General features: G+C 61.5%; 19 protein-coding genes and 1 riboswitch. Of the genes, 4 read left to right on the top strand and 15 right to left on the bottom strand.

All coding sequences use genetic code 11. The features are described from left to right. Positions 1-21 precede the first annotated feature (21 nt). The gene (ltaE, locus tag ABX75_RS24435) at positions 22-1,026 is read right to left on the bottom strand and encodes a low-specificity L-threonine aldolase (RefSeq protein WP_047882820.1); all 1,005 of its coding nucleotides are present in this window, start codon (positions 1,024-1,026) and stop codon (positions 22-24) included. Positions 1,027-1,216: 190 nt separating this feature from the next. Continuing rightward, positions 1,217-1,386: riboswitch (FMN riboswitch) on the top strand. A gap of 114 nt (positions 1,387-1,500) precedes the next feature. Here ltaE and ABX75_RS24440 point away from each other — a divergent pair. Next, positions 1,501-2,010 (top strand): 6,7-dimethyl-8-ribityllumazine synthase, encoded by a 510-nt coding sequence (locus ABX75_RS24440; RefSeq protein ID WP_003193604.1) that lies wholly within the window; start codon positions 1,501-1,503, stop codon positions 2,008-2,010. Positions 2,011-2,130: 120 nt separating this feature from the next. Here ABX75_RS24440 and astE read toward each other — a convergent pair whose 3' ends face one another. From astE to ABX75_RS24475, 7 genes are all read right to left on the bottom strand, one after another. Then, positions 2,131-3,135 carry a succinylglutamate desuccinylase gene (gene astE / locus ABX75_RS24445; RefSeq protein ID WP_047882821.1) on the bottom strand — a complete coding sequence of 335 codons (1,005 nt, stop codon included), beginning with the start codon at positions 3,133-3,135 and terminating at the stop codon, positions 2,131-2,133. Between the two features lie 12 nt (positions 3,136-3,147). After that, the gene (locus tag ABX75_RS24450; protein WP_034099931.1) at positions 3,148-3,438 is read right to left on the bottom strand and encodes a hypothetical protein; all 291 of its coding nucleotides are present in this window, start codon (positions 3,436-3,438) and stop codon (positions 3,148-3,150) included. A 23-nt stretch (positions 3,439-3,461) separates the two neighbouring features. Then, positions 3,462-4,808, bottom strand: a complete 1,347-nt coding sequence (gene astB / locus ABX75_RS24455) for an N-succinylarginine dihydrolase (protein WP_034099933.1) — start codon at positions 4,806-4,808, stop codon at positions 3,462-3,464. Between the two features lie 156 nt (positions 4,809-4,964). Beyond that, positions 4,965-6,434, bottom strand: coding sequence for a succinylglutamate-semialdehyde dehydrogenase (astD, locus tag ABX75_RS24460; RefSeq protein ID WP_177329711.1), 1,470 nt, complete (start codon positions 6,432-6,434; stop codon positions 4,965-4,967). Next, positions 6,431-7,456 carry an arginine N-succinyltransferase gene (astA, locus tag ABX75_RS24465; RefSeq protein ID WP_034099936.1) on the bottom strand — a complete coding sequence of 342 codons (1,026 nt, stop codon included), beginning with the start codon at positions 7,454-7,456 and terminating at the stop codon, positions 6,431-6,433. Before astA ends, astD begins: the two co-directional genes overlap by 4 nt. Before the next feature lie 48 nt (positions 7,457-7,504). Beyond that, positions 7,505-8,524, bottom strand: coding sequence for an arginine/ornithine succinyltransferase subunit alpha (gene aruF / locus ABX75_RS24470; RefSeq protein WP_034099938.1), 1,020 nt, complete (start codon positions 8,522-8,524; stop codon positions 7,505-7,507). 206 nt (positions 8,525-8,730) lie between these two features. Further along, on the bottom strand, positions 8,731-9,951 hold the full coding sequence (locus ABX75_RS24475) for an aspartate aminotransferase family protein (protein ID WP_034099940.1): 1,221 nt from the start codon (positions 9,949-9,951) through the stop codon (positions 8,731-8,733). A gap of 304 nt (positions 9,952-10,255) precedes the next feature. Between ABX75_RS24475 and ABX75_RS24480 the strand changes: the two genes are divergently transcribed. Then, a complete protein-coding gene (locus tag ABX75_RS24480) occupies positions 10,256-16,186 on the top strand; it encodes a dermonecrotic toxin domain-containing protein (RefSeq protein WP_047882823.1) in 5,931 nt (1,976 codons plus the stop codon). 8 nt (positions 16,187-16,194) lie between these two features. On the opposite strand, the gene argR is transcribed toward ABX75_RS24480, so the two are convergent. The 7 genes from argR to acs all read right to left on the bottom strand — a co-directional run bounded on the left by argR (position 16,195) and on the right by acs (position 24,199). Continuing rightward, a complete protein-coding gene (gene argR, locus ABX75_RS24485) occupies positions 16,195-17,175 on the bottom strand; it encodes a transcriptional regulator ArgR (protein ID WP_034099944.1) in 981 nt (326 codons plus the stop codon). Positions 17,176-17,381: 206 nt separating this feature from the next. Further along, positions 17,382-18,146, bottom strand: coding sequence for an ABC transporter ATP-binding protein (locus ABX75_RS24490; protein ID WP_010208310.1), 765 nt, complete (start codon positions 18,144-18,146; stop codon positions 17,382-17,384). Between the two features lie 27 nt (positions 18,147-18,173). Next, on the bottom strand, positions 18,174-19,286 hold the full coding sequence (locus tag ABX75_RS24495) for a succinylglutamate desuccinylase/aspartoacylase family protein (protein ID WP_034114875.1): 1,113 nt from the start codon (positions 19,284-19,286) through the stop codon (positions 18,174-18,176). 1 nt (position 19,287) lies between these two features. Continuing rightward, positions 19,288-19,986: an ABC transporter permease gene (locus ABX75_RS24500; RefSeq protein ID WP_034099949.1), complete on the bottom strand. Its 699-nt coding sequence runs from the start codon at positions 19,984-19,986 to the stop codon at positions 19,288-19,290. Next, the gene (locus tag ABX75_RS24505) at positions 19,983-20,672 is read right to left on the bottom strand and encodes an ABC transporter permease (RefSeq protein WP_003193627.1); all 690 of its coding nucleotides are present in this window, start codon (positions 20,670-20,672) and stop codon (positions 19,983-19,985) included. Before ABX75_RS24505 ends, ABX75_RS24500 begins: the two co-directional genes overlap by 4 nt. A 91-nt stretch (positions 20,673-20,763) precedes the next feature. Then, a complete protein-coding gene (locus ABX75_RS24510; RefSeq protein WP_034099951.1) occupies positions 20,764-21,549 on the bottom strand; it encodes an ABC transporter substrate-binding protein in 786 nt (261 codons plus the stop codon). A gap of 694 nt (positions 21,550-22,243) precedes the next feature. Further along, positions 22,244-24,199: an acetate--CoA ligase gene (gene acs / locus ABX75_RS24515; protein ID WP_034099953.1), complete on the bottom strand. Its 1,956-nt coding sequence runs from the start codon at positions 24,197-24,199 to the stop codon at positions 22,244-22,246. A gap of 399 nt (positions 24,200-24,598) precedes the next feature. Here acs and ABX75_RS24520 point away from each other — a divergent pair, with 399 nt between their 5' ends. After that, positions 24,599-24,868 carry a DUF2790 domain-containing protein gene (locus ABX75_RS24520; RefSeq protein WP_034099955.1) on the top strand — a complete coding sequence of 90 codons (270 nt, stop codon included), beginning with the start codon at positions 24,599-24,601 and terminating at the stop codon, positions 24,866-24,868. Between the two features lie 510 nt (positions 24,869-25,378). Continuing rightward, the coding region (locus ABX75_RS24525; RefSeq protein ID WP_047882824.1) for a ribonucleotide-diphosphate reductase subunit beta at positions 25,379-26,183 on the top strand (805 nt) is incomplete at its 3' end.

The raw sequence follows: 26,183 nt of genomic DNA on the forward strand, positions 1-26,183 counted from the left end.
TCAATTAGACGGTCTGCACGTTCATTTACGCGAATATTCGACGAATGTTTCCAGCACCTGTGCCATCTGCGCCCGATTAACATCCAAATGGGTGACCATGCGCAGACGAGGCGCCGCGCTCAACTTGATCCCGCGCTCGGCGGCAAACGCCTTCAATGCCTGGGCCTGATCGCCCACCTGCACATAGACCATGTTGGTCTGCACCGGCTCTACGCTGTAACCGGCCTTGCGCAGTTCATCCCCTAGCCACTGGGCATTGGCGTGGTCTTCGGCCAGGCGCTGCACTTGATGATCCAGGGCATACAGACCCGCCGCCGCCAATGAACCGGCCTGGCGCATGCCGCCGCCCACCACCTTGCGCAAACGGCGCGCCTTGGCGATCAGCGCGGTAGACCCGCACAACACCGAGCCTACCGGAGCGCCGAGGCCCTTGGACAGGCACACCGACACCGAATCGAAATGCTGGGCGATCTCCCGCGCATCCACCCCCAGCTTGACCGCGGCGTTGTAGAGACGCGCGCCATCCAGATGCAGGGCCAGGTCATGCTCACGGGTAAACGCTCGCGCCTTGGCCAAGTACTCCATGGGCAGCACTTTGCCCTGCATGGTGTTTTCCAGAGCCAGCAAGCGGGTGCGGGCGAAGTGGAAGTCGTCGGGTTTGATGGCCGCCAGCACTTGATCCAGATCCAGAGAACCGTCCGCCTGCACCTCCAGCGGCTGTGGCTGGATCGAGCCCAGCACCGCCGCACCGCCGCCTTCGTATTTGTAGGTGTGGGCCTGCTGCCCGACGATGTATTCCTCGCCGCGTTCGCAGTGGGCCATCAGCGCCAGCAGGTTACTCATGGTGCCGGTGGGCACGAACAACGCAGCGGCAAACCCCAGGCGATGGGCCAGCTCGGCTTCCAGGCGATTGACGCTAGGGTCTTCACCGTAGACGTCATCGCCGCTGGCGGCGCTGGCCATGGCATCGCGCATGCCGGCGGTGGGTTGGGTCACGGTGTCGCTGCGAAGGTCTATCACGGTCATCTAACTGGCCTCGGGCAGGTGGGGCGTTTTGTCGTATTGACGATTACTGCGGGCAAAGCCGCGCAATATCAAGCCCCGTGTGCATTCAATCGAATACCAACCAAACAAACCGATATAGCTAATCGATACGACGTCCGTGCAGTTTCTGAAAAACCGTGTTAAAAACTCTGCGCCGCCAGGGTTCTGGCGGCAACGTTCTCAGGGCGGGGTGTAATTCCCCACCGGCGGTAATTACACGCAATGTGTATAGCCCGCGAGCGCTTGGCGCCTTGGACTGCTTACGCAGGCCAGCGGCAAGGTCAGCAGACCCGGTGTGATCCCGGGGCCGACGGTCATAGTCCGGATGAAGAGAGAACGGGATTGGCACCCAAGGGCCGCACGTTGACCGCATGCCCGCATGCCCACGCGTTGCATACCCTTGAAATCCCATTCGATTCATAACGCCCTGTTTTTTTCTTAAACAGGAGTCAGAACATGCAACCCACCGCTATCGACAGCAAAAGCAAAAACCATCACGGCGAGCGCGTCGCGTTTATCCAGGCCTGCTGGCACAAGGATATTGTCGACCAGAGCCGTAAGGGCTTTCTCGCCGAAATGATCGCCCAGGGCTACCAGGAATCGGACATCGACTTTTTCGAAGTCGGCGGTGCCTTTGAAATGCCCCTGCACGCCAAACTGCTGGCCAAGACCGGTCGCTACGCGGGCATCGTTGCCGCCGCGTTGGTGGTGGACGGCGGCATCTACCGCCACGAATTCGTTGCCCAATCGGTGGTCAGCGGCCTGATGCAGGTGCAGCTGGAAACCGAAGTGCCGGTGTTCTCGGTGTCCCTGACCCCGCATCACTTCCACGCCGGCAGTGAACACACCACATTCTTCTATGAGCACTTCGTGCACAAGGGTCAGGAAGCCGCGCGTACGTGCGCCGACACCCTGCACAAAGTGCGGGCGATCCGCCGCAGCGAGCCACGGGCGGTAGCAGTCTAAGCAATACTGCAAAACAAAATGTGGGAGGGGGCTTGCCCCCGATGGCGGTGTCTCAGCTCCAGATGAGCTGACTGACACACTGCTATCGGGAGCAAGCCCCCTCTCACATTCGGTCCAGGTCTATGCCAGGCCCACGTCCGTGGTCGGCACAATCAATATCCCTGCCCGCAAACCGTTTTTCACCTTCGGGTTGGGGAAGATGATGCGCGCGCCCTCCTCCTCAATCACCCAACGGGTCTTGGCCACGTCTTCGGCCAGCAGATAACCCTTTTCCAACTCAGAAAAGTTTTCCACGTCCGCGGGCAAGTGCAGCAGGAACGCATCGCTGTGCTTGATGACTTCCCGCGACACGGCGAACAGTTTCAACCCATCCAGGCTGTCCGCCTCAGGCTCGCTGCCTTCGATGATCTGAGTCAGGCGCGCCTCCAGGCGTGAGACGTCCACTCCCTGGTTCTGTCCGAACGGCCGCGCCTTACCCAATTCCAGGGTGAAAGCCTCGGCGTCCAGTTGCTCGTAGGTGAAGGCCGTGAAGGTGATGGACGTTTTGTTCTGCAGCAGCACCGCTTCCATCCCGGCCGCACGCAGCCGCTCCAGCTCGCGTCGCGAATGCTGGCGCCCGTCTTTCCACGGGTACAGCGCGAACTGCTCGATCTTCGAGCCACGGATGGCGGTGTGCAGGTCGTAATGCAGGCGCGAGCGCTCGGGCTTGCTGAAAAAACTCCGGGCCAGTTGTTCCAGCTCCGCGGCGCGCATGGCTTCGGGGCCGATGTTGCTTTCATGACGGCCGTTGAACAGCCGGTTGATGTCCAGTTCGAGGTAACGCTCGCCGCGGCGCATGGCCTCGGGGTTGCCGAACAGGAAAAGAGTACGGGTGCGGGGTTTGATCTCCCCACGGGCGATGCCATGCAACAGGCGGTCGAGCAATTCGATCGGCGCGGTTTCGTTGCCATGGATGCCGGACGACAGCAGCAGGTCGCTGCCATTGTCCGAGGCTTGCGGCGGACGCACTTCCAGCGCGCCCTCGCTGAGCCAGCGCATCTGCACGCCGTCGACAGTCAGTTGAATTTTTTGCGCCGGTTCGCGACCGGCGAGGGTCAGTTCAAGCAGTTTGCCGAGGGCGAGCATACGCAAGCTTCCTTAGTGGTTGCAGCCAGGACCGTGGACGTGATCGTCATCATCACCTTCCATGTCGGCCGGTTCCATTTCCAGCTGCAGGCTCATCAGGTTGGTGGCCAATGGGCGCATCAGCAGGTTGGCGTACTCGGCGTCGCCTTCTTCGACGTCCACACCGATCAGCAGTTGGCCGCGACCGTCGTGCTGGATCCAGATCTCCTTGCCCTGCCACACCACGGCAACGCGGGTGCAGGAAGTTTCCAGCTGGGTGCCGTCGGTGTCTTCAAGGATCAGTTTCAGGGTATCGGTGCTCATAAAATGCTCTCAGCCGTGCGGCGTTAATTGATCTGGAAAGGATAAACCGCGCCCAGTTTAAGGATTTGCGTCAGTTCATCCAGTGCCGTCCGGCACTCAAGCAGCAATTGCGGATCAGCCAGGTCGGATTCGCGCAGGCTGTCGCGGTAGTGCTTGTGGACCCATTGGGTCAGCGTGTCGTACAACGGCGCGGTCATGATAACGCCTGGATTCACCGCCGCCAGTTCGGTTTCGTTCAACGCCACGCGCAGACGCAGACACGCCGGGCCACCGCCATTCTGCATGCTTTGCTTGAGGTCGAAGACTTTCACTTCGCGGATCAACCCACCGGAGGCCGTCAGGCCCTGCAAGTAGTGCCAGACACGTTCGTTGGCGCGGCACTCTTCCGGCACGATCAGCAGCATCGAGCCGTCGGCGCGGGTCAGCAACTGGCTGTTGAACAGGTAGGAACGCACCGCGTCCTCGACGCTGACCAGGGCGCGCGGTACACACACCGACTGGAAATTGCCGCCCAGCTTGCCCAGCTTGGCTTGCAGTTCGCCGAGCATCTGTTCGGTATTGAGGAACGCATCCTCGTGATAGAACAGCACCTCGCCGTTGCCCACCGCGATCACGTCGTTGTGGAACACACCCGCGTCGATCACCGCCGGGTTCTGCTGGCCGTAGACCACGCCGTCGTCCTTCAGGCCGTGCAGGCGGGCGACAGCCTGTGACGCTTCGAGGGTCTGGCGCGCCGGGTACTTCTGCGGTGCCGGGTAGCGGGTGTCGAATGCACTGCGGCCGAACACGAAAAACTCCACGCCCGCCTCGCCGTATTCGCGGCAAAAACGCGTGTGGTTGGCCGCGCCTTCGTCACCGAACTGCGCCACCGCCGGCAACGCGGCGTGGTGGGCGAAGTGCTGCGGATCGGCAAACATGGCGCCCAGCACGCGGCTGGTGGTCGGGTGCTCGATGCTGCGGTGGTATTTGCAGTTGAGGTTGGCGGCGGTGAAATGCACACGGCCATCCGCGGTGTCGGCGCTGGGGCTGACGGTGGCGGCGTTGGCCACCCACATACTCGACGCCGAGCAACTGGCGACCAGCAACGGCATGGCTTGCTGGGCCGCCTGCTGGATCACCTGGGCATCGCTGCCGCTGAAACCGAGGTTACGCAATGCGGCCACGTCGGGACGTTCCTGGGGGGCCAGCACGCCCTGCACGAAGCCCATATCCATCAGGGCCTTCATTTTTTGCAGGCCCTGCAACGCCGCTTCCTTCGGGTTCGAAGACTGCTGGCTGTTGCTCTGGGACGCGACGTTGCCGTAGGACAAACCGCCGTAGTTATGGGTCGGCCCCACTAGACCGTCAAAATTGACTTCATAGGATTTCATCGGCGAGGCTCCACGAACATCTGTTTTTATAGGCATCAAAAGTCTTCAACACACCGCAAATCCAGTGTGGCAGAAGGCTTGCCTGCGATAGCAGTTGGTCAGTTGATAAATCAGGTGCCTGACACACCGCCATCGGGAGCAAGCCCCCTGCCACATTTAGATCAGCGTAATGCCGGGGGTTAGCGTGGCCGGAACCACCAGGCTTGGGGTCTCAAGCGATGCCACCGGGTACGCGCAATAATCCGCCGCGTAATACGCACTGGCGCGATGATTGCCCGAGGCCCCTACCCCACCAAAAGGCGCGGTGCTGGCGGCGCCGGTCAGCTGTTTGTTCCAGTTGACGATCCCGGCGCGGCTTTCCAGCCAGAACTGCTGGTAGCGCGCTTCGGAATCGGACAACAAGCCAGCGGCCAGGCCGAACTGAGTGTTGTTGGCCTCGACTATCGCCGCTTCGAAATCGCTGTAGCGGATCACTTGCAGCAGCGGGCCAAATAGTTCTTCGTCTTCGCGCTCGGCCACGCCGGTCACGTCGATGATGCCCGGAGTCAGCAAGGCGGCCTGGTCCTGGGGCTGGGTCATTTCCAGCAGCGCCACGGCACCGTTGGCCAGCAACAATTCCTGGGCGTCCATCAAGGCTTTGGCAGCGGCGAGGGAAATCACCGAGCCCATGAACGGCGCCGGTTGCTGATCGAACGCGCCGACTTCAATGGTCGAACTGACTGCCACCAACCGCGCCAGCAACGCATCGCCCCAGGCGCCTTGCGGCACCAACAGGCGACGGGCGCAGGTGCAGCGCTGGCCGGCCGAAATAAACGCCGATTGGATGATGGTGTAGACCGCCGCGTCCACGTCGGCCACTTCATCCACCACCAGCGGGTTGTTGCCGCCCATCTCCAGGGCCAGGATTTTGTCCGGGCGCCCGGAGAACTGCTGGTGCAGATGGTTGCCGGTGCGGCTGGAGCCGGTGAAAAACAAGCCGTCGATGCCTGGATTGGCCGCCAAGGCGATTCCGGTTTCCCGCGCGCCTTGCAGCAGGTTCAACACGCCCGCCGGCAACCCGGCTTCGATCCAGCATTGCACGGTCAGCTCGGCGACTTTCGGCGTCAGCTCGCTGGGTTTGAACAGCACGGTGTTACCCGCCAGCAACGCCGGCACGATATGCCCGTTGGGCAAGTGACCGGGGAAGTTATACGGGCCGAATACCGCCACCACGCCGTGCGGCTTGTGGCGCAGCACTGCGGTGGCGTCGCCCAGCGGGCCGCTCTTCTCGCCAGTGCGTTCGCGGTAACTTTGCACCGAGATGGCGATCTTGTTGGCCATGCTGGTGACTTCTGTCGCCGCTTCCCACAACGGCTTGCCGGTTTCCTCGCCGATGCAGCGGGCGATTTCATCGGCGCGGCGCTTGAGGGTGGCAGCAAAGGCTTCCAGCACCGCGATGCGGTCTTCCAAGGTACGCCGGGCCCAAGCTGGGAACGCCTGGCGTGCGGCCTGCACGGCGGACTCGACTTGCTCGGCGGTGGCGCCGTTGCCGGCCCACAGCACTTGCTGGGTCACCGGGTTGCGCGATTCGAACAGCTCACCCTGGCCAGCCAGCCAGCTACCTGCGATATACAGCGAATTCATTATTTCGACTCCCGAGCAGCGGACAACGGTACGGCACGCACTTGATCGCCGACCACCAATTGCAGGCGCTTGGCGGTCAACGGGTCGACCACCAGCGTGCCGGCAGCCAGGCGCGCGGGCGCGGCGGTGATGCGGCAATCTTCGCGTTTGCGGTTATGGATCAGGAACGGCGTGGCGTCGTCCCCCGGTGTGCCGATGGCCAACACCAGTGACTGGCTGTCACGCACCGCGCGAATCTTGGTGGTCTCGCACTCCACCGCCGGGCCGGCGTCGAAAATATCGACATAGCCCTGGTAACTGAACCCTTCGCTTTTGAGCATGCTCAACGCCGGCTCGGTGTCCGGATGGACCTTGCCGATCACATTGCGCGCGTCCTCGGACAAAAAGCAGCTATACAGCGGAAACTTCGGCATCAACTCGGCGATAAATGCCTTGTTGCCCACGCCGGTGAGGTAGTCGGCCTGGCTGAATTCCATCTTGAAGAAATGTCGACCCAGGCTTTCCCAGAACGGTGAGCGCCCGGCCTCGTTGGACACGCCGCGCATCTCGGCAATGATCTTGTTGCCGAACAATTGCGGGTACTCCGCGATAAATAGCAGGCGCGCCTTGGCCAGCATGCGGCCGTTGAGGCCGTTGCGGTAATCGGCGTGCAGGAACAGCGAGCACAACTCGGAGTTGCCGGTGAGGTCGTTGGCCAGGAACAACGTCGGAATCTCGCGATAGATGTTCAACTCCTGGGACGCGCTGACGGTCAGGCCCACCCGAAAGTTGTACCAGGGCTCGCGCAAGCCCACGGCACCGGCAATCGCAGAAATGCCCACCACGCGGCCTTCGTCGTTTTCCAGCACGAACAGGTAGTCGGCGTCGCCGCGACCGGCCTCGCCGCGAAAGGTTTTTTCCGCCCAGCCCACCCGGTGGGTCAAGCGCTCTTCGTTGGCCGGCAAGGTGGTCAGGCCGGTGCCGGTGCTGCGCGCCAGATCAATCAGCGCCGGTAAATCGCTGCTGCGTACGGGACGAACGATCATGCTATCTCCTCAAACGGGCCGCCGTGGGCCACCCGCGAAACTCTGCTTTTAAACCGCGACCAGACGCACGCTGGCGCCCTCGCCCACACCCAGGGCTTCGGCCGCGGCCAGGTCCAGGGTCACCGGTTTGCCGGGCGCGTAGTCCAGCTCCAGCATCACCGCGCGGTAATCCTGCAACTGCGCATTGCTCACCAGATACTGGCGGCCCGCCCCCTTGACCATCTCACCGATCTTCACCGGCACCACGCGGCTCTGGGCAATCGAGCGGATGCCCGAGACCCGCGCGTGCAGCGTCGGGCCGCCGTCGAAGATGTCGATGTAATGGTCGGTCTCGAAGCCTTCGCGCATCAGGATGTCGAAGGTGATCTGCGCACGCGGGTGCACCTGGCCCATGGCTTCCTGGGCTTCGTCCGGCAATAGCGGCACGTAGATCGGGTAATGGGGCATCAGCTCGGCGAGGAAGGTGCGGCTTTTGAGCCCGCACAGACGCTCGGCGGCGGCGTAATTGAGGTCGAAGAAGTTGCGCCCGATGGCGTCCCAGAACGGCGAGTCACCGTTCTCGTCGCTGTAGCCGACGATCTCGGTCACCACCGAATCGGCAAAGCGCTCCGGGTGGCTGGCGACGAACAGCAGGCGCCCGCGGGAATTGAGTTCCGACCACGGCGAGCCGACCAGCTCCGGCACCACGTAGAAACTGGTGAGCAGGCTATTACCGGTCAGGTCGTGGCACTGGGAAAGCACATGGATCTTGTTGTGGATCTTCAGCTCGCGGGAGGCGTGCACGAAGGTCTCGTTGCGAAAACTATAAAACGGCTCGGAATAGCCGGCCGAGGCGACGATAGCCGAACACCCGACGAGCTTGCCGGTCTCGGTGTCTTCAAGCACGAAGAAATAGCTTTCTTCACCGTTGAAACTCACCTCGGCCGCGAAGGAGGCTTCGCTGGCGGCGATCTTGTCGCTCAAGCGTTCCACATCGTCCGGCAAGGAGGTGACACCAATCGGGCTGTCCGCAGCCAGACGCTGTACCTCGCCCAGGTCAGCCATTTGCGCGGGGCGCATCACCAGCATGGTGTCACTCCTTAACTCTAGAACTCACAGAAAAAAAAATACCGAACAGGTCAGGAACACCACATATCTTCAAGTGGGCATATTCCAGTGTGGGAGGGGGCTTACCCCCGATAGCAGTCTGTCAGTTGATACATCTATGACTGATACACCGCCATCGGGGGCAAGCCCCCTCCCACACTTGATCCGGTCCGACAGACAGATGTGTATCAGGCTTGGGTCAGCGTTTTAACCGCACGCTCGAAACGATCCAGGCCTTCGTTGATGTCTGCTTCGTCCACCACCAGGCTCGGGGCGAAACGCACCACGTCGGGGCCGGCTTGCAGGATCATCAGGTTTTCTTTTTCGGCCGCATTGAACACGTCCTTGGCCTTGCCCTTGAATGCATCGCTCAATACGCAACCGATCAGCAGGCCCATGCCGCGCACTTCGGTGAAGATGCCGTACTGCTTGCCGATCTGCTCCAGGCGCGCCTTGAACAGTGCGTGCTTGGCCGTTACGCCCGCCAGCACTTCAGGGGTGTTGATCACGTCGATCACCGCTTCGGCCACTGCACATGCCAGCGGGTTGCCGCCGTAAGTGGTGCCGTGGGTGCCGACCACCAGGTGCTTGGCCAGCGCTTCAGTGGTAAGCATCGCCGCGATCGGGAAACCGCCGCCCAGGCTCTTGGCGCTGGTGAGGATGTCCGGGGTCACGCCGTAGTGCTGGTAGGCGAACAGATGGCCGCTACGGCCCATGCCGGTCTGCACTTCGTCGAACACCAGCAACGCATCGTGTGCATCGCACAGCTCGCGGGCGCCTTGCAGGTAGGCCAGCTCGGCCGGCAGCACACCGCCTTCGCCCTGGATCGGCTCCAGCACCACGGCGCAGGTCTTGTCCGAAACGGCGGCTTTCAGTGCAGCCAGGTCGTTATAAGGAACGTGGGTGATGCCGGTGATTTTAGGCCCGAAACCATCGGAGTACTTGGATTGGCCACCGACGTTGACGGTGAACAGGGTACGGCCATGGAAGCTGTTGAGTGCAGCGATGATCTCGTACTTCTCGCTGCCGAAGCGGTCGAACGCCACGCGGCGCGCCAGCTTGAACGCGGCCTCGTTGGCCTCGGCGCCGGAGTTGCAGAAGAACACGCGCTCGGCAAAGGTGGCGTCGATCAGCTTATGGGCCAGGCGCAGCGCCGGCTCGTTAGTGAATACGTTGGAGACATGCCACAGCTTGTTGGCCTGCTCGGTCAACGCGCCGACCAGTGCCGGGTGGGCATGGCCCAAAACGTTGACCGCGATGCCGCCGGCAAAGTCGATCAGCTCGCGACCGGCCTGGTCCCAGACGCGGGAACCTTTGCCACGCACAGGGATGAACGCGGCAGGTGCGTAGTTGGGAACCATGACCTGGTCGAAATCGGCACGTTGCACCGGGGCTTGCTCAACGGACATCGGAGTCTCCTGAAGAGGAACGCCTGCCTGGAACTGGCGGGCGATGCAGGGATTGTAAGGACAGTTTTCAGCGCGACCTTGCCGCCAAGCGACAACTTCTTATAGCGCCAACCCCGGTTTTACGCGGGTTTACGGCAATGCGACATATAGCGTCGCAATGGCGCAGTTTAAACCGTGCGCCCGCTCCGTGGGCAGGTTCGATCACGGCCCATCGGCAAATTTCGCGCAGCCCTAACCGGCTACCACAGGCTGCACGACGCGAACTGGTTTGCTGAGGGCTTCTTGACCTTGCCCTGGAGCCCTTGTGACTGAACTCCCCACCTCCTCCGTTCCCCACTACGACATCCTGAAAAACGCCCTGCCCCCATGGCTGGCCGACATCACACCCGACAGACGCAGCGACCTGGCCCAGCCCGAATCGATAGTCGCCGACTGGTACAACAATGCCAACGCGGCGCAGCATCGAACGCTCAAGCGCCTCAATGACCAGGCCTGGATTGCCCAGAACTCGGTGGACACTGCCATGGCGCAGCTCAAAAGCCCCCAGGCTTTTGGCGCCGAGCGCCTGCAAGCGGCGCTCAAGGCGCAATACGGCGTGAGCATCGACGTGAGGAGCACCTGGCTGCAGCTTTATATCCCGCTGAAAATCGCCGGCTTAACCGTCAAGCCCGGCGCCGCGCGCACCTGGTCGGTGTCATTGATCGAGGCGGCGCTGCACAACTTTGAAGCCAGCGAAACCACAGTCGATGCCTATGACAGCGCCTCCACCTTCAGCACCCGACCCACGGCCGCCGGGCACTTTGAAGCGCTGCCTGGGGTAGCCGCGCAGATCACAGTCGCGCAATTCACGGCGCTGTGCCGCCAGCTCGACATCGGCGCGGCGTATCAGCGCTACCTGCGCGACTACCTTGACCTGGATAACGCCGTGGCCCAGGCCCGCCTGCGGCAACGTCTCCAACACAGCCACATGAGCGCCCTGAAACGCGCGCTGTACATGGCCCTGCTCAAGCAAGACCTGCCGCAGAGTGGCTATGACAGCGTTATCGGCCTGCTCAATGGCCAAGCCCACGGCGCTAACGGTTGCCAGCCTCTGTTGCGGTATGAGCTGAGTATCCTGTCCACCCGACTGGCCGGCATCGTGCTGTTCGCCGACGATCTGGCGACCAGCCGCAGCGTGGTGCCGGTGATCGCCTGGATCCCGGATGACCCGCAGCACCCGATCAAGCACTACCCCAGCGGCCAGGCGTTTATGCGCGCGCTGTGCGAGCAATTGCGCGATCCGGATTACCAGCGCTTTTTCAGCCGCTTTGTCGCTCACGAGGACCTCGGTACGTTCTTTGCCGACCTCAACCAACGCCTTACCCAGGTCACCTGGCATGCGCACATCCCTGGCGAATCGACCGCCAGCTGGCGCGAAACCGCAGTGGTCCGGCCGAACCTGCAGTTTCGTCCGATGCCCATCGCCGGCGATCTGTTTGAGCACCTGTATAAGGTCAAGCTCAATAAACTGCTCAACGATGCGCGCACCCAGGCGGTGTCCACGGCCAGTGTCGATCAGCAAGCGCGCTGGGAACGCTGGGCGGTGCTGCAAAAGATCGGCAGCACGTTGCTGCAAATCCTCGCGTTTATCGCCACGCCGTTCGTGCCGCCGCTGGGAGCGTTGGTACTGGGCTACAGCGCCTATCAACTACTCGACGACGCGTTTGAGGGGATTGTCGACTGGGCCGAAGGCCAAAGGCGCGAGGCGCTTGGCCACGCGTTGTCGTTTTCCGAGCAACTGGTGCAACTGGGGATGTTCGGCGTCGGCCTGCCCATTGCAGCCGACCTGCTGCGCGCGTCCCTGCCGGCCAATGTGTTGGGCTTTATCGACGCGCTCAGTCCGGTCACCAGGCCCAGCGGCGATACCCGCTTGTGGAAGCCCGACCTGGCGCCCTATCGCCATGACCTGAGCATTCCCAAGGACCTGCGCCCGGACGCACAAGGCATCCTTTGGCACCACGGCAAGCCCGTGCTGCGCCTTGGCGATGGGTACTACCAGTTGCGCACAGACGCGACATCCGGGCGCCATACCCTTGAGCATCCCACGCGCGCCGACGCCTATCGCCCCAGCGTCATGACCAATGGCCACGGCGCCTGGCTCACCGAGCTGGAACGCCCGCTGAGTTGGGACACGCCCACCCTGCTCAGGCGCTTGGGTCATCAGGTCGACAACCTCAGCGATACGCGCCTGCAACAGGCCCAGGACATCAGCGCCACCCACGACAACCTGCTGCGCCACATGCACATCAACCAGCAACCCCCGCCGCCGCTGCTGGCCGACAGCCTCAAGCGCTTCACCCTCGACCAGCGCCTGCAAGACTTCGTCACCCAGATGAACAGCGACGACCCGGCGGTCTATCGACAGGCCGATCCGCGTATCCAACTGCAGTTGGTGGTCACCTACGAACCGTGGCCGCAAACCCGAACCCTGCGATTCCTCGATCCTCGGGGCAACACCCTGTGGGAGTTTGCTCGCAACGGTGAGGCCAGCGTGGTGCAGGTGCATCAGGCGCAACTGGAGAACGGTGACCTGCTGCGGGTACTGATCGAAAGCCTGGACGAATCTGAGCGCAAAAGCCTGCTGGAGGAGCCATTCGGCACGCCGCCGTCTTCGGCGCAAACCCGTGCGAACGCGTGGCGCAAACGCCTCGCGCGGCTAGCATGGAATAAGCGCTTTGCGCTGTTCGACGCCCACTATCGCGGCCTGGAAACCGCGCGCAATGCCCGCGTGCAGCGCATCATCGACGCCGCACCGAACCCCGGCTTGCCCACCAGCGTCGCCGAAGAAATCCTCGCCGGTGCCGACGGCGACGAGCTGCGCGCACTGGACCGGGCCACCGTGCCCGCCCGCTTGAAAGAACTGGCCGACTGGGCGCAACTGCAAGTCAGGACCACCCGCGCCTACGAAGGCCTGTACCTGGAAGCCAGCGACAGCCCAGACACCCCCAGGCTGGCCCTGCACTCCTTGGAAAACCTGCCAGGATGGCAGGCCAGTACGCGCCTGGAAGTTCGCCGCTACCAGGTCAACGGCACGCTGCTTGACGCCATCGGTCCCGAGGATGCCGAAGTGCGCCGCGTCCTGGTGCACACCGTGGAAGGCGACTACGTTCCCTATGATCAGCAGAACGCGCTCTTTGGCAGCAGCGACTTTTACACCGCCCTCCTCCAGGCCCTGCCGGACGCCCGCCGCGATGCGCTGAACATCCATATCGGTCAAGGCGAACGGCTCAAGCAGGCGATTGCCGCCCACGCACTCGGGCGCGAACCCTTGCGCCGACTGTTGCACGCAGATCCGCTGATCAAGCCACCCTACAACCCAGCCTTTATGCGCCTGCGTGGCGGCATGGACGGCTATCGGCCCGCCGATGCGCCGCAACCCGGCTCCAGCCAGGAGTTGACCCTCGAACAACGCGCCCACGACTTACTGCCGACGCTGTCCGCCGAACAGGTACGCGATCTGGTACAGACCCTGGAGAACCGACCCGGCGGAGCGTTGGCCACCCTGGTGACGCTGAAAAACGAATACATGAGGCTGGATGTCGGCCTGTCGCTGTGGGTGTCCAGCACCCCACGTTTTCGCGCGGTCAGCGAAGCCCCAATGAGTGAAGCCGAGTATGACTACGCGCGGCGCAACCGTGAGCTGTGGGCCACAGAAATCCGGCGCGCATGGCGCCAGGAAACCGAGGTGGATCAGTACTACGAAGCCATGTCGCGCAACGGCCATGTACTCAAACTGACCGCGCCGATCATCGGTGAACTGCCGCGCCTGTCGGCGCGCATGGAACACATCTCGCGCCTGGAAGTGGTCGGCGACGGCCAGCCGTTACAGATCAATACGTTCCTGCAACTGTTTCCCCGGCTGCGCAACCTGACCCTTCGCCACCTGGCGCTTGAGGGGCTTCCGGAAACCATCGCCGCGATGCCCAACCTCAACGAGCTGATCCTCAGCGACTGCCAATTGCGTCTGAACCAGGAAGCCTATGGCCGCCTCAGCGCTCTGAGCCGCCTGGTCACGCTGGACCTGTACAACAACCCGCTGGGCCGCACCCCCACGGTCGAGCACATGCCGAACCTGAAATACCTTGACCTCAACCACACCGGCATCACCGAACTGCCTGCGGGCTTGTTGACTCGCCAGGACCTGACCCTGGCGCTGCTGTCGCACAACCGTATCCAGACACTGCCCGCCGAGCTGTTCGATGCGCCCGCGCGCATCAGCGACAAGCTCGACCTGTCCGAAAACCCCCTGTCGCGCGCGTCGCTGGAGCGGGTCAAGGCGCATTTCCAACGCACCGCCCGGCACTGGGGCATCAGCGCCGATCCGGCGGATGTGGCCCAGGCCCAACAGCTGTACCCCACTTTCAGCAGCGACGAAATCAATCGCTTCATTTTTGCCCTGCCTGGCAATCTGGAGGCCGGCAGGATCACCCTGACCCGTCTCGAACTTGAGTACCTGGGCATCCGTGGCGACATGCAGGACTGGGCCGACGCGCCCCTGCTGTCCACGGCCGAGCGCACCTACCGCAACCTGTTTCTGCAGGACGTGGAGGCGGCCTGGCGGCGCGAAATCCCCCTCGATGCGCAGCACCAGGGCCTTACCACCGGCTATGAACTGACCCTGCGCAAACCGGTCAGCGGCACACTGCCAAGCCTGCATACCACCTTCGACCACGTCACAGCGCTCAGCCTGCACGGTGCCGGTGCCGAGCTGCGCCTGGGAGCGTTCCTGCAAGCTTTCCCCGCGTTGAAACGGCTGAGCGTGCGGCAATACTCCCTGGACGCGCTGCCCTTGAGCATCACCAACCTGCGCCAGCTCACCCAATTGAGCCTGAACCGCACGCGGCTGCGCCTGACCCCATTGGCCGCCAATGCACTGTCGGGGATGGTCAACCTGGAACAGCTGGATTTGAGCGACAACCCCCTCGAACATATTCCCGATACGCGCCGTCTGACGCGGCTCACCCGACTGTCACTGAGCAATACCGGCCTGACCGAGATTCCCGCCGACCTGCTGTCGCTGCCGCCCCGCACCTATCTGGACCTGAGCCACAACGCCCTGGAGAACCTGCCGGATCAAGCCTTCACCCTGCCCGTCAACGTAGCGGCCAGGGTCGATCTGTCCGCCAACCCGCTGTCGCGCCCAGCGTTGCGCCGCATCAAAGCCTACTACCAGGCCACCGGAGAGTTCTGGCTGGCGACTCCGCCCGCCGAGGACCTGCAACGGATCAGGGCGCTATATCCGGCAATCTCGGACACCGAACAAGCACGCATCTATTTCGATCTGCCTGGCGACATCGATGGCGCCGTTCACCAGATCACGCGCCTGGGCCAAGAGTACGAACAGCTGCGCAGCCAGTTGCAGGAATGGGCACTCAATGTGCCCACCCGCGATCCGCTGCTCGATACGGTACTGGACGTGGGTGCCCGCGCCGAAGAACAACTGCGGCGCATGCACTTCAAAACGCTGCTGGAAAGCTGCTGGCGCCGGGAAGTCGAACCGGATGAAGCGGGCAACGTCCCGCCGTATCACACTTACAAACTGGTGTTCCACGGCCAGTTACTCGGGCCGCTGCCGACGCTACGCGCCCACTTCGGCCACGTCACCTTGCTTGAATTGATCGGCGAAGGCACCAGCCAAAGCGTCGACGGCCTGTTGCGGTGCTTCCCTAATCTCAAGCATCTGGTGATCGAACGCTATGTTCTGGGCGACATCCCCGCGCCGGTGTTCGCCTTGCATTCGCTGCGTAACCTGACGCTGACGGAAAACATGATCCGCCTGACCCCACAGAGCGCGGGCCAACTGGCCAGTCTGGAAAATCTCATTTATCTGGACTTGAGCGACAACACCCTGGGCATCACACCGGATGTGCGCAACCTGCAGCGCCTGACCACCCTTTACCTGCACAACTGTGGCCTGACCGAAGTGCCAATCGGCGTGTTCAACCTTGGGCGACTGCGCATTCTGGATGCCAGCGACAACCTAATCGAGCACCTGCCCAGCGATCTGCTGGAAATGCCTCTGCCGATTAACGACGACTCCGACCTGAGTGGCAACCCATTGTCGGACGAGAGCATCGAGTTGCTGCGCCAGTATTATCAGCAGACTGGCTACGAACTCGGCGTGGAAGCGGCGATGTTCGACGAGCATGGCGTGCCGCTGCCGCCGCCGGGGACACCGGAGCCGATGGAGACGTGAGGTAGTTTTCAGCCGCGTTCGGCCGGCACCGAGGACAGCTCGAACGGGCTGCTGCTGCGGCGCTGGTTGCGGTCTTCGCGTGGGGTGGCGCCGAAGAAATTGCGGTAGGCGCTGGAGAAGTGCGGCCCCGAGGAGAAGCCGCAGGAGAGACCGATCTGGATGATCGATTTGCTGGTTTGCATCAGCATCTGGCGCGCCTTGTTCAGGCGCAGTTCCAGGTAGTACTGGCTGGGAACGCGATTGAGGTATTGCTTGAAGATGCGCTCCAGTTGTCGTCGTGACACGCAGACATGCTGGGCGATTTCATCGGTGGTCAGCGGCTCTTCGATGTTGGCTTCCATCAGCAGCACCGCCTGGGTCAGCTTCGGATGGCTGGAGCCCAGGCGGTTTTGCAGCGGAATGCGCTGACGCTCGCCGCCTTCGCGGATACGCTCGACCACCAGCTCTTCCGACACCGCACCGGCCAGTTCGGCGCCGTGATCACGGGCCAGCACCGCCAACAGCAGATCGAGCACCGACATGCCGCCGCAAGCGGTCAGGCGGTCACGATCCCAGTCGAACAAATGGCTGGTGGCGATGACCTTGGGGAAACGCTCGGCGAAATCGTCCTGCCAGCGCCAATGCACGGCGGCGCGGTAGCCGTCGAGCAGGCCGAGCTGGGCCAATGGATAAACCCCGGCCGACAGCCCACCGATCACGCAGCCGGTGCGCACCAGTTGCTTGAGGGCGGTGCTGAGTTGGGAAGCGATGACGGCCGGTGGCTCGTCCGCCAGCAGGAACAACTTTTGAAAGCCCTCCAGCTTACCGGCCCAGGGCTCACCCGGTAGTTGCCAGGCACCGTCGACTGGCGGTTCTGCCTGCAAAAACGAGAGTTCGTACACCACCTCCGGATGCACCCGCTGGGCCACGCGCAAGGCCTCCTCAGCCAGCGCAAGCGTGAGTGCTTTTGTGCTGGGCCAGATCAGGAAACCAATTCGATGGGCAGTCATGGAGGGCTATCCGAAGCAAAAACAGTGAAAGAAGCCGTGGGCCAATGCTAGCCCGTAAATGAACACAAATCTCAAAAACGATGAACATCCAATGTGGGAGGGGGCTTGCCCCCCGATTGCGGCGTATCAGAATCAGATGTGCTGACTGACACTCAGCTATCGGGGGCAAGCCCCCTCCCACATAAAGCAGCGCTCACAAGGAGTGGCTACTTCAAGCTGCCGGAAAGGAACTGCTGCAAACGCTCGGACTGCGGGTTCACCAGCACTTCACGGGGGTTGCCGCGCTCTTCGACGATGCCTTTGTGCAAAAACACCAACTGGTTGGACACTTCACGGGCAAAGCCCATTTCGTGGGTCACCACCACCATGGTGCGGCCTTCCTGAGCCAGGTCCTGCATCACCTTGAGCACTTCGCCGACCAATTCCGGGTCGAGCGCCGAGGTGGGTTCGTCGAACAGCATTACCTCCGGTTCCATCGCCAAGGCACGAGCAATCGCCACGCGCTGCTGCTCGCCGCCGGACATGTGGCCGGGGAACGCATCCTTGCGATGGCCCACGCCGACCTTGGCCAAGTAGTGCTCGGCCTTTTCACGGGCCTCTTTCTTCGATACGCCCAGCACATGCACCGGGGCTTCCATCACGTTCTCAATCGCGGTCATGTGCGACCACAGGTTGAAATGCTGGAACACCATGGACAGGCGCGAACGCATGCGTTGCAGCTGTTTGGGGTCGGCCGCCTTCATGGCGCCGTCCTTGTTGGCCACCAGTTTCAGCTCTTCGTTATTGAGCAGAATCTTGCCGGCGTGGGGTTGCTCCAGCAGGTTGATGCAGCGCAAAAAGGTACTTTTGCCCGAACCGCTGGAACCGATGATGCTGATCACATCACCGGCGGCAGCGGCCAGGGATACGCCTTTAAGCACTTCATGACTGCCATAGCGTTTATGCAGGTCTTGGACTTCAAGCTTGTACATGCGGTCGGTTCTCACAAAAACAGGTGGTCAGTCGTTGAGCAAGCGCCCGTGTCGCAGCGCTTCGCGCCCCGCCACCTTGGCCAGCCAGAAACCCGCTTGGGCATAACGTAGCCGTTCAACGGCAAACAACACCCCCGACGTCCCCGCGCAGATAATGCTCACGCGGTCGGTCAGGGGATCAATCACTTCAAAAATCGGCTCGCCTTTGTCGACCCAGTCCCCGGCTTTGCGCAGGTAACTGATCACCCCGGCATGGGGCGCGAACAGCAATTCGGTGCCTTCGAACGGCACGCCTTCGCACGGCTCGTGCTGCGGCGCCGGCCATTGGCCCTTGATCAGGCCTTGCTCGGCGAGGAACGCGAGTATGCCCTCGGCGTGGAAGATCGCCTCAGCGCGACCGGTATCGGCCTGCCCGCCCAGCTCCAGGGTGGTCGCTAGGCACGCCAGCGGGATCTGCGCCTCGGGGAACGCCCGCGACAAGCGCAGCCACGGCAGTGAGCAAGCCTCATCGAACGAACTGCCGCCGGAATCTTCTGCGAGCAGGCCGACTTTGACATTCAGGTGCGCCGACAGTGAGCGCCACTGCGGCCAGTGCTGAGGCAGCGCGTACATGTGCAGCGCGGCTTCGGCGTCGCAGTGCAAGTCGAGCACGATATCGGCGCTGCACGCATGCTTGAGCAGCACGCGCTGCATGCCTTGCAACTGGCTGCTGGGCTCGGGCAGTGCGTCCAGCGCCTGATCCATCGCCTGGCGGATCAAGCGCACGTTGGCGTGAGGATCATCGCCCAATTTGCCGTGCAGCAGCGCGGCGACCGGCTCGCTCAACTCGACAAAATCGCGGTTGAAATTCTTGCCGCTGCCCACTTCGAAACGCCCCTGATGGCTGCCTTGCAGCAACTGGCCCAGGCCCATCGGGTTGGCCACCGGCACCAGCTCGATCACGCCGTTGAGGGCGCCTTGCTGCTCCAGTTCGGTCAGGCGTTTTTTCAGCTCCCAGGCGGCGCGCATGCCCGGCAGTTCATCGGCGTGCAGGCTGGCCTGGATATAAGCCTTGCGCTCGCCGCTGCCGAAACGGAACACGCTCAACTGGCGCTCGCAGCCCAGGTGGCCCCAGGGCAACAGGTGATCGATACGTTGCATATCAGTGCTTCCGTGGAGCCAGGTAGCTCAGCCAGCGGCGCTCGGCCAACTTGAACAGGCGCACCAGGATAAAGGTCAGGCACAGGTAGAACGCGCCAGCAGTGATGTAGGCTTCGAACGGCAGGTAATACTGCGCGTTCACGGTGCGCGCGGCGCCGGTGATGTCGATCAAGGTGACGATGGAGGCCAGGCTGGTGGTCTGCAGCATCATGATCACTTCGTTGCTGTACTGCGGCAGCGCGCGGCGCAGGGCCGACGGCAGCAGGATGCGGCGGTACAGCTTGTAGCGCGACATGCCCATGGCCTTGGCCGCTTCGATCTCACCGTTAGGTGTGGCCTTGAGGCTGCCGGCAATAATTTCGGCGGTGTAGGCGCTGGTGTTGATGGCAAACGCCAGGCACGCGCAGAACGTGGCGCTGGACAGCAGCGGCCACATAAAGCTTTCGCGCACCACTTCGAATTGGGCCAGACCGTAGTAGATCAAAAACAGCTGCACCAGCATCGGCGTGCCACGGATCACGTAGGTATAGAGCCAGGCCACGCCATTGACCAGCGGCTGCTTGGACACCCGCATCAAACCCAGGGGCACCGCCACGAGCAAGCCGAAGAACAGCGAGATGGCCAGCAGTTTCAGGGTGGTTGCCAGACCGCCGAGGTACAGCGGCATGGCCTCCCAGATGACGTTGTAGTCGAAGATCATAGATCAGCCGCCCTTACGCCTACCGAGTAGCGCTTTTCAAGGTAACGCAAGGCCAGCAACGACACGCTGGTGATCACCAGGTACATCGCCGCCACTGCGAGGAAGAAGGTAAAAGGTTCGCGGGTGGCGTCGGCCGCCTGCTTGGCCTTGAACATCATGTCTTGCAGGCCCACCACCGAGATCAGCGCGGTGGCCTTGGTCAGTACCAGCCAGTTGTTGGTGAACCCGGGGATCGCCAGGCGGATCATCTGCGGCACCATGACCCGGAAAAACACCTGGAACGAACTCATGCCATACGCCAGCCCGGCTTCGGCCTGGCCTTTGGGGATGGCCATGAAGGCGCCGCGGAAGGTTTCCGACAGGTAGGCGCCGAAGATGAAACCCAGGGTGCCGATGCCGGCGGCCAAGGGGTTCAAGTCAATATAGTCGTCGAAGCCAAGCAGCGGCGCGACGCGATTGAGCAGGTCCTGACCGCCATAGAAAATCAGCAGTATCAACACCAGGTCGGGGATCCCGCGGATCACCGTGGAGTACAAGTCACCTAGCCAAGCCAGCCAGCGCACCGGCGACAGGCGCAGGGCGACCCCGATCAGACCCAGAACAATGGCCAAGGCCATGGACGACAAGGCGAGCTGAAGCGTCAACCATGCGCCATCGAGGATAACGGCCCCGTAGCCTTTCAACATGATTCAGGTCCTCGAAAAGGGGGATGAAAAAATGGCGCAAACCGCAGGAATTCTGTTGCTTGCGCCATTCTGGACAGACAGCTGCGACGATTTACTTGGCGTCGGCGCCGTAGATATCGAAGTCGAAGTACTTGTCTTGGATTTGCTTGTATTTGCCGTTGGCACGGATCGCCGCGATAGCCGCGTTGATGCGGTCCAGGTTTTCCTTGTCGCCTTTGCGCACCGCGATGCCTACGCCGTCGCCGAAGTATTTGACGTCGGTGAATGCAGGGCCCACGAAGGCGAAACCTTTGCCGGCGTCAGTCTTCAGGAAGCCGTCCTGCAGCAGGGTCGCATCAGCCACGGTACCGTCGAGGCGACCGGCGGCCACGTCCAGGTAGATTTCGTTCTGGGTGCCGTAAGGAACCACGGTGGCGCCTTTAGGGGCCAGCACTTCCTTGGCGAAGCGATCGTGGATCGAACCGCGCTGCACACCGATCTTCTTGCCTTTCAACTCTTCCAGGCTGTCGCTGACGGTCGTGCCTTCCTTCAACACCAGGCGTGCTGGGGTCAGGTAGTAGCGGGTGGTGAAGTCCACAGACTTCTTACGGTCTTCGGTAATGGACATGGACGACAGGATCGCGTCGATCTTGCGCACTTTGAGTGCTGGGATCAGACCGTCGAATTCCTGCTCAACCCAGGTGCACTTGACCTTCATCTCTTCGCACAGCGCGTTGCCGATGTCGTAGTCGAAACCGACGATGCTGCCATCCGGCGCTTTCGACGCAAACGGAGGGTAAGCTGCTTCGATACCAATTTTCAGTGGCTTGCCTTCAGCGAAAGCCTGCATGGACAGCACGGACAGCGCCAGGGCGCCCAACAGCACGAGTTTCTTCATCTTGGGACTCCATCGGTATAGGGCAGAAACAGCAGTATGAGCCATGGCCCATGATGCGATTGAGTAAAACCGAATAGCGTTGCAGCGTCCTACGCCGGTGACTACCTGCGACGACGAGCGAGTGATCGGCATTCTAACGACAGGCCGGAAGCCGATATTTCCTCAATGCGACAACAATTTACAGAAGCACCGAGAAAGCGGTTCCAGCTCATTGACAGCCCCTGAAATTTATGCAGAGACAAAAGATATTAAACCTGTTGATGCTGCAAATTGCGGGCCTATTATTCGCAAACCCTTCTAGCACGGCAAGTCTAGCGTTTAATCTTATTTCCAGGGGTGTCTAAAACGCGGTTTTTCGGGGCATTCGCGTAGCCGTTCGCCTCAGGTGTGGGCAGCGGGTTACACATTTGCACCGCTCGGTAACATTCAGAAACCTCCTACACAATAAATCGATATTTATTGGTCTGGTGCTTATGTCGGGCCGTCAGCCCCTCCGCCATGCCCGCCTTGAACTGCACTCCAAATGTGGGAAAGGGCTTGCCCCCGATAGCAACTTATCATTCAGTTAATCTTTAGCTGACCTACCGGCATCGGGGGCAAGCCCCCTCCCACATTGGTTCTCAGTGGTTTTGAGAGATCATAAAAAAGCCCCACTCGGCTTACGCCGAATGGGGCTGTTCCCATCTACCCCGCTTTACGCGACGTTCATGGTCTTGTGCGTCTCAATCAAATGCGCCACCACACCTGGGTCCGCCAGGGTGGAGATATCCCCCAACCCGTCGTACTCGCCCGTGGCGATCTTGCGCAGGATGCGGCGCATGATTTTGCCCGAGCGGGTTTTCGGCAGGCCCGGTGCCCACTGGATCACATCCGGCGAAGCAATCGGCCCGATTTCTTTGCGCACCCAGTTTTTCAGCTCCAGGCGCAGGGCTTCGGTCGGTTCTTCGCCGCCATTCAAGGTGACGTAGACATAAATGCCCTGCCCCTTGATGTCGTGCGGCACACCCACCACCGCCGCTTCGGCGACTTTAGGGTGGGCGACCATCGCGCTTTCGATCTCGGCGGTGCCCATGCGGTGGCCGGAGACGTTCAACACGTCGTCCACGCGCCCGGTGATCCAGTAGTAGCCATCCTCGTCACGGCGCGCGCCGTCACCGGTGAAGTACATGCCACGGAAGGTCTTGAAATAGGTATCCACAAAACGGTCGTGGTCGCCGTACAAGGTACGGGCCTGGCCTGGCCACGAGTCGAGGATCACCAGGTTGCCTTCGGCGGGGCCTTCGATCAGGTTGCCGAGGTTGTCCACCAACGCCGGCACCACGCCAAAGAACGGCCGCGCCGCCGAACCCGGCTTGAGCGCATGGGCGCCCGGCAGCGGGCTCATCATGTTGCCGCCGGTTTCGGTCTGCCACCAGGTGTCGACAATCGGGCAACGGGATTGACCGACGTTCTTGTAGTACCAGTCCCAGGCTTCCGGGTTGATCGGCTCGCCCACCGAACCGAGCAGACGCAGGCTGCTGCCGTCGGCGCCTTCGCAGGCGGCGGTGCCCGAGGCCATCATCGCGCGAATCGCGGTCGGGGCGGTGTAGAGGATATTGACCTTGTGCTTGTCGACAATCTTTGCCACTCGGGTGATGTCCGGGTAGTTCGGCACGCCTTCGAACAGCAGCGTGGTCGCGCCATTGGCCAGTGGGCCGTAGACGATGTAGGTGTGGCCGGTGACCCAGCCGACGTCGGCGGTGCACCAGTAGATCTCACCTGGGCGGTAGTCGAAGACGCGCTCATGGGTCAGGGCCGCATACAGCAGGTAACCGCCGGTGGTGTGCTGCACGCCCTTGGGCTTGCCGGTGGAGCCGGAGGTATAGAGGATAAAGAGAGCTTCTTCGGCACCCATCTCTTTCGGTGCACAGACCGCGCCTGCCACTTTCATCAGGTCTTCGTACCAGATGTCGCGATGCTGGTTCCACTTGATCGCGCCGTTGGTGCGCTTGCACACGATAACTTTCTGGATGCTGCTGGTTTCCGGATTGGTCAGGGCGTCGTCGACGTTGGCCTTGAGCGGAATCTTCTTACCGGCGCGGATGCCTTCGTCAGCGGTGATCACCACCTTCGACTTACAGTCGATAATGCGACCGGCCAGGGCCTCCGGCGAAAAACCACCGAACACCACCGAATGGATCGCACCGATGCGCGCGCAGGCCAGCATGGCGACCACGGCTTCGGGAATCATCGGCATATAGATGGTTACCACGTCGCCGCGATGCACATCCTGGCCACGCAGGGCGTTGGCGAATTTGCAGACTTCTTCGTGCAGCTCGCGGTAGGTGATGGTACGGCTCTCGGCAGGGTCATCGCCCTCCCAGATGATGGCTGCCTGATCGCCGCGCTCGGCGAGATGACGGTCCAGGCAATTGTAGGAAACGTTCAAGGTGCCATCGGCGAACCACTTGATGTCGACGTGGTGATCGTCGAACGACGTCTGCTTCACCGTGGTGAAAGGCTTGATCCAGTCAAGACGCTTGGCTTGCTCGCGCCAGAAACCATCAGGGTTGACCACCGACTGCTGGTACATGGCCTTGTAGGTCGCCTCGTCGGTCAGCGTGTTGGCTGCTACTTCGGGGCGAACGGGGTACAGGGAAGCCGCACTCATCTTTCTTACCTCGGTGACAATAGTTGTTTTTGTATGGCCCCTGTTTTAGCCGGGGTGAGCCTATAGAACCATTCGACGATGGTAGTAACAAGACCCTACAAATTGCCCTGCTATCCCCTTACACCGCTCTGGCCCGCAGCCTACGGGGCTTTACCGGCCTATGAAAAATCCTTCACCTTGCGATTGTTACAAAAACCGCCAAAAGTGTTTATCAAAAGCACGGGTATATGAATATAACCGGCACGCCTAAAATCAACTCCGCCAACAAGGCACTGTGATTAACAACGCAACAGCCCCCACGAAGGCAACGTTAATCCGAACTTCCCAACTTTTAAGTTACACACGCGGCCTCACAAGGGCCCCGTGACCCCTTTCGCCCTGAAGAAGGTAAATAAAGTAATGAAAGCGTTAGTAGTGATGGCCCTCAGCAGCGTGTGTGCCACTGCCGCCCTGGCCGACGAAGCCCCGACCGAACTGGCCGGCAAGAACGCACCGATTGTCGAGGACTACACCTACAGCACTCATTTGGACATCGCCAAAGTACTGTCCATGAGCAACGTGCCGAATGTCTGCGAAGTTGTACCGGTAAAAATGGAATATGAAGACTCCCAAGGTCAGCGTCATATTCTTAATTACCATGTAATGGGCAATGGCTGCTCTAACGGCTAATAACATAATTATTCAGATATAAACTCGGATCTTGGCCGCCGCAGAAAATCGTTTCTGCGGCCAAGAACCTGCCTTACAAAGCCCTACTCTGCGCCCTCACCCTCGCCTACCCAAAACATCCCACCGCCCGTCAAAAAATTCCTACCCCAGCAAAGCCTTGCAAACACGCGCTTTGACCGAAAACCATGGCCTCACAGCGGCCAATCGTGACCATCCGCCGCAACACAAAGCCGATTTTTTCCCTATAATGCGCGGGTAAATCGGGCCTGCAATATCCCTTTACACAGGGACGAAGAGCCAGACCTGAGGCCATCGCCGGAGCCAGCACCGACCGCTCCGCCCCTCAAGCCTCACGCAGCGCACCCGTTACGCAATTTCCGTTTAATGCCTGCGCGAGCTGTTGCAAGAAACGATTCCTTAAGATCCACCGCGGCCCTCGGGCCGTGTGAATACCCAACCATCCGGTTTCACACGGGCACCTTGGAGCCCTCACGCAGGAGACGACACGTCATGCTGAGCTGGGACGAATTCGACAAAGAAGATGAAGGCGAAGTAGCCACCAAAGGCGCCAACGCCGGCCACGCCACCGAAGCCAACATGGACCGCCTCGACGGTGCCGGCGCCGCCGCCGCCATTGAAGCCCGCGCCGTCACCGCCAATGACTCCGCCGCCATCGTGCGCGCCAAGGCCGCCCTGGACAAACTCGACATCGCCGAAGGCCTCGCCGAACTCGAAGGCGCCTCCGCCCGCGTCGCCGTCGACGAAAAGCGCATGATCAACTGCCGCGCCGACCTCAACCAACTCGTGCCCTTCAAGTACGACTGGGCCTGGCAAAAGTACCTCGACGGCTGCGCCAACCACTGGATGCCGCAAGAGGTCAACATGACCGCCGACATCGCCCTGTGGAAAAACCCCGAAGGCCTTACCGACGACGAACGCCGTATCGTCATGCGTAACCTGGGCTTCTTCTCTACTGCGGATTCGTTGGTCGCCAACAACCTGGTGCTGGCCGTGTACCGCCTGATCACCAACCCGGAGTGCCGCCAGTACATCCTGCGCCAGGCCTTCGAAGAGGCGATCCACACCCACGCCTACCAGTACTGCATCGAATCGTTGGCCATGGATGAAGGCGAGATCTTCAACATGTACCACGAGATCCCATCGGTGGCGAAGAAAGCCGCCTGGGGCCTGAAGTACACCCGTTCGATCTCCGATCCGAAGTTCGAAACCGGCACCGTCGACACCGACAAAGAACTGCTGCGCAACCTGGTCGCCTACTACTGCGTACTGGAAGGCATCTTCTTCTATTGCGGCT

Origin of the sequence: Pseudomonas sp. ARP3, from assembly GCF_001029595.1 — a bacterium.
Lineage (GTDB): Bacteria > Pseudomonadota > Gammaproteobacteria > Pseudomonadales > Pseudomonadaceae > Aquipseudomonas > Aquipseudomonas rhodesiae.